Origin of the sequence: Clostridium liquoris, assembly GCF_002995785.1 — a bacterium.
Taxonomy (GTDB): Bacteria; Bacillota; Clostridia; order Clostridiales; family Clostridiaceae; genus Clostridium_AO; species Clostridium_AO liquoris.
The window spans coordinates 1-5,044 of record NZ_PVXO01000017.1 but is presented as its reverse complement, the minus strand read 5'-3'; the positions used below and the strand labels follow the sequence as shown (position 1 = coordinate 5,044).

4 protein-coding genes, 1 tRNA gene and 1 rRNA gene are annotated in these 5,044 nt (G+C 32.0%); all 6 read right to left on the bottom strand.

The features are described 5' to 3' along the window. Positions 1 to 145: 145 nt before the first annotated feature. Complete coding sequence (locus CLLI_RS03580) at positions 146 to 781, bottom strand: histidine phosphatase family protein (RefSeq protein ID WP_106062877.1); 636 nt, start codon at positions 779 to 781, stop codon at positions 146 to 148. Continuing rightward, on the bottom strand, positions 778 to 1,737 hold the full coding sequence (locus tag CLLI_RS03575; protein ID WP_106062876.1) for an ROK family protein: 960 nt from the start codon (positions 1,735 to 1,737) through the stop codon (positions 778 to 780). The genes CLLI_RS03580 and CLLI_RS03575 overlap by 4 nt, the downstream gene beginning before the upstream one ends. A gap of 69 nt (positions 1,738 to 1,806) precedes the next feature. Further along, positions 1,807 to 2,052: a hypothetical protein gene (locus tag CLLI_RS03570; protein WP_106062875.1), complete on the bottom strand. Its 246-nt coding sequence runs from the start codon at positions 2,050 to 2,052 to the stop codon at positions 1,807 to 1,809. A 258-nt stretch (positions 2,053 to 2,310) separates the two neighbouring features. Beyond that, positions 2,311 to 4,395: an elongation factor G gene (gene fusA / locus CLLI_RS03565; RefSeq protein WP_106062874.1), complete on the bottom strand. Its 2,085-nt coding sequence runs from the start codon at positions 4,393 to 4,395 to the stop codon at positions 2,311 to 2,313. Positions 4,396 to 4,618: 223 nt separating this feature from the next. After that, positions 4,619 to 4,693, bottom strand: a tRNA-Asn gene (locus CLLI_RS03560). Between the two features lie 7 nt (positions 4,694 to 4,700). Next, positions 4,701 to 4,817, bottom strand: a 5S ribosomal RNA gene (gene rrf, locus CLLI_RS03555). Positions 4,818 to 5,044: the final 227 nt, after the last annotated feature.

Genomic DNA, 5,044 nt, shown 5'->3' with positions numbered 1-5,044 from the left:
TTAAAATTGTGTGTCTAAAAGCCTTTTTGTCATACAGTAAATTAAATTCATAATGTTTTTCTATCCAAATAAGCACTTTTATTACAACCCCTAGTAATTGTTAATTATTGTTTTTCGAATACACTAAATTAATTATGCTTTGTTTTTAAACTGCTTTGATCTCTTTTGTATCCTCTATATGAGAAGCATCTGCATACATTATTACTTCCTTATTTTCATTTTGAATTTTTACTACAGTCAAACTTGTAGGATGAATATAAGGCGGTGCCCAAAATCTTTCTAAAGGAGTATGTTGTATATAAGACATTATGGATTTTAATGCTATAGTATGAGTAACAATAAGTATGTTTTTCCCTTCATGCTTCTTAGTTATTTCTTCTATAAAATTCGAGACTCTTTCTCTTACCTGTATAAAACTTTCTCCTCCTACTGGTTCATATAGCTGAGGAGCATTCCAAAAATTAAAAAATTCCTCTTTATACAGATTATCTATTTCTATTTGGGTCATCCCTTCCCATTTTCCCATATTTATTTCTCTAATTCTATTATCAACTATTATAGGAATATTCCTTTTCCCTCTAACTATTTCTGCAGTATTATAGGCTCTACCTGTAGGGCTTGTATATATATAATCAATATCAATTTTTTCAATTCTTTTACCTAATGATATTGCTTGATTAATTCCATCCTCTGTAAGATGAGAATCCTTCCATCCTTGCATTCTTTTCTCTATATTCCATACGGTTTGTCCATGTCTTGTTATAAATAAGGTAGTTGTCATAGTCTTATTCCCTCCTCAATTAAAGCTAGTGCTATTGCTCCCATTACTCCTGCATCAGTTCCCAAAGCTGGTGCAACAATTTTACATGCCTCTGCCATAGTTTTAAAACATCTTTTATTTACTACATCTTTTACTTTATTGTAAACTATCTCTCCAGCTCTTGTTACTCCTCCACCTATTATAATCATCTCTGGATCAAAACTAGTTATTATATTTGATATGCATATACCTAGATAATTTAAACTTTTGTTTATTATATCTAGCGAAGTTTTATCTCCTTTTTCTGCTTCACTAAAAACTTCATAAGCAGTTACATTTTCATACTGGCTAAGTGATGTGATTTCTCCCCTTTTAATTGCCTCTTTTCCTTGTCTGGCAATAGCAGTTCCAGATGCTACGGCTTCTGCACAGCCATAATTACCGCAATTACATCTAGGGCCATTAGGTTCTATAGTCATATGACCTATTTCTAAAGCATTAAAGGTATGTCCCCTATATATATTCCCATTAATAATTGCTCCACCACCTATACCTGTACTTACTGTTACATAAATCATATTTTTAGTCCCTTGTCCTGCTCCAAATAAAAATTCACCAATAGCAGCCACATTAGCATCATTGTCTAAATAAGCAGGCACATTATATTTACATATAATAGGTTTTATAATATTAAAATTTATAAATGGCAAGTTAGGAGTTGTAATTATGGTTCCATTTTTATAATCTAATGGTCCTGGTGAGCCAATGCCAATAGCTCTTATCTCTTCTATAGTTTTATCAGCATTTTGCAATACTTTATCGATTGTCATCATTATTTTATTTAATACATGTTCTTTTCCCCTAAAAGCTTCCGTATATACAGTGCATTGGCTAACTATATTTCCATTAAAATCTGATAGAACAGAATTTATTTTGGTTCCACCCAAATCGATTCCTATAACATATTTTTTATCCATTAACCTACCCCCCCCAATACTTACTTTTATAAAATTGTTTTATTTATTTTTATATATTATAGCATATTCTTAATATATTGTATTTTTTCTTATAGCTAAAATACAATACTTACAACTACTTGATTTCTTACTTCCTATAATATCAAATCCTTTATCTTTTAACATATTGCATATAATATGATAATTATCTCTATCATCATCTTTTATATTAACAGTTAATTTATCTTCCTCTCCTACTATATCTATATAATCATATATACTGCTGTAGTCCGAAAGATTAACTATGCCATTTATATCCAGCTTGTATTGTGACATTAATATTCCCCCTTTTATTTTGCTTTATTTTTTGTAAATAAGCTTCAAAATATTCATATAATCTAGACATAATACTTCATTGCATGATAATTTAGAGCTTACTTAAAAATAGTGGTATGGTGTAAATATATTCAATAAACAGAATAAAATTAACTGTAGGGGGAAAATATCAAATTTATTCCTTGAAATTGTTAGAAAACTATTAATAAACATAATTAAATCCCCTGTAAACTATACTTACAGAGGATTTAATTATATCTATAAAGCTTCTTTTTCTTTCTTTCTTGCTTCAATTACTTTTGCAACTTCTGTAGCTGGTACCTCCTCGTATCTTTCAAATCTCATGGTAAAACTTCCTTTTGCTTGAGTTAATGATCTTAAGTCTGTTGCATATCTAAACATTTCAGATTGAGGGGCCTCTGCTATAACTTTCTGTAGTTTGCCAAACTGCTCCATTCCTAATACTCTTCCTCTTTTCTTATTTATGTCTCCTATTATGTCTCCCATATATTCATCTGGTACAAGAATTTCCACATGCATAATGGGTTCTAATAAAATTGGATCTGCTTCCTGAATACCCTTCTTATATGCTATGGATGCTGCCATTTTAAAAGCCATTTCTGAAGAATCCACAGGATGATAAGAACCATCATGTAGCGTAGCCCTTAACCTAATAACTGGATATCCAGCTAGAACACCATGTCGTATACAATCTCTTAATCCTTTTTCTACCGCTGGAATGTATTGTCTTGGAACAACGCCACCAACTACCTTATCTACAAATTCCAACTCATCACCATCGATTCTTGGTTCAAATTTTATTTTTACATCCCCATATTGCCCATGTCCGCCTGACTGCTTTTTATGTTTTCCTTGTACATCAGAAATCTTTCTTATAGTCTCTCTATAAGGTACTTTAGGTAACTGTAATTCTACATCTGCTCCAAATTTATTTTTTAATTTACATGCAATTACCTCAAGATGAGTTTCTCCTGTTCCTGAAATAATAGTTTCAGCATTCTCAACATCTCTAGCTATTCTAAATGTAGGATCTTCCTCTAATAGTTTAGAAAGCCCTGAAGATATTTTATCTTCATCATTTTTAGACTTAGGCACTACTGCCATAGATATCGACGGATTAGGGAAACTCATTTCTTCATAAATTATGCCAAGGCTAGGATCACATAATGTATCACCTGTACTAGTATATTGCAGTTTAGTCACAGCCCCTATGTCTCCGGCAATTATTTCATCTGTATTAACTTGTTGCTTACCTTTCATAAAATACAATGCTCCTAGTTTTTCTTGCCTATCCTTACTAGGATTATATATAGTCATGTCCTGTTTAGCTTTTCCCGTAATAACTCTAAACATAGATAATTTACCTATGAATGGGTCTGCTATAGTTTTAAATACCAATGCCGAAAATGGTGCATCTTCAGTAATTTTAACTTCTATGTTTTTATTTTCTTTTAAACTCTTGGCTTTTTGCGGTGCTACATCTTCGGGACATGGAAAGCATTCTATAATATCATCTAATAATGTTTTAACACCTTTTCCCGTTAGAGCTGATCCACACATAACAGGAGCAATTTCTCCTGTGGCACATCCATTAATTAAACCTTTATATATCTCTTCTTCACTTAATGTACCCTCAGTAAAGTACTTATCTAATAGTACTTCATCTGTTTCAGCAACTGCTTCCATTATCATATTCTTACATTCTTCAACCTTATCCTTAAACTCTTCTGGTATTTCAGCATCCTCTATATCATCTGTTTTAGGATTATATATTCTCGCTTTATTAGAAATTACGTTTACAACTCCTTGGAATCCAAGCTCCTCTCCTATTGGATATTGAATAGGAACTACAGATATTCCATACTTTTCCTTTAAATTCCTTAATGTTTTTTCATAATTACTGTTTTCTCTGTCTAATTTGTTTATATAAAAAGCCCTTGGAAGCTTATTTTCATTTACGTATTCCCATGCTTTATCTGTTCCTACTTGAATTCCAGCAGTTCCTGATAAAACTATAAGTGCTACATCAATAGATCTTAATCCTTCAATCATTTCTCCTACAAAATCAAAATATCCTGGCATATCTACTAAATTAATTTTCATGTCTTTCCATTCACACTGTGCTATAGAAGTAGAAATAGAAATTTTTCTTTTCTTTTCTTCTGAGTCATAGTCCAGTATACTTGTTCCTTCGTCTACTTTGCCAAATCTATCTGTTGCCTTAGTACGATAAAGTATTGCATCTGCTAAAGTTGTTTTCCCTGAGCCACTGTGTCCTATAATTCCCAAACTTCTCAAGTTTTTAGTTTTATACTCTTTCATAGCAATTCCCCCTAACATACTTTGTCATTGAATTATATATTCTATTTAAATTAAAAAAATCCTCTTAAATAATATGTAATTTTCAAAATTACATTACATTATATATTTTACCAGGATTATGTTTATTATTCATACCATAATTTTATATAAAAAAATGGTTGCTTAACATTAATATGCTAAGTAACCATTATATATTCCACATATCTTTTCAAAAAATAAAAAATGGCTCCGTGGAGAGGATTCGAACCTCCAGCCCTTCGGTTAACAGCCGAATGCTCCACCGTTGAGCTACCACGGAACAATTGACCTGGCGACAACTTACTCTCCCACAAGGCTTCCCTTGCAGTACCATCAGCGCTTCAAAGCTTAACCATCGTGTTCGGTATGGGAACGGGTGTTACCTTTGAGCCATAATCACCAGATTTAATTCAGTTGACAATTGACAGATGACAGTTTACAGTTAATGATAAAATTCCTAGGGAATTTTTAAAACTATATTTCTAGCTTTTGCTTTGCAAAAGTATCTATAACTCTCAATTCTCAACTAAAAATTGCTATAAGTTGCGCATTACTTCGTTAACAAGTTCGCTGCGGTGCTCATTTAGCTTACTAAATTCCGCTCCTCGCTTCTCATGTTTCCTTGTATTGC

Bases quoted from the DNA above. Each gene is read 5' to 3' on its own strand.
- CLLI_RS03580 (WP_106062877.1), bottom strand. From the start codon at position 781: ATGACAACTACCTTATTTATAACAAGACATGGACAAACCGTATGGAAT.
- CLLI_RS03575 (WP_106062876.1), bottom strand. From the start codon at position 1,737: ATGGATAAAAAATATGTTATAGGAATCGATTTGGGTGGAACCAAAATA.
- CLLI_RS03570 (WP_106062875.1), bottom strand. From the start codon at position 2,052: ATGTCACAATACAAGCTGGATATAAATGGCATAGTTAATCTTTCGGAC.
- fusA (WP_106062874.1), bottom strand. From the start codon at position 4,395: ATGAAAGAGTATAAAACTAAAAACTTGAGAAGTTTGGGAATTATAGGA.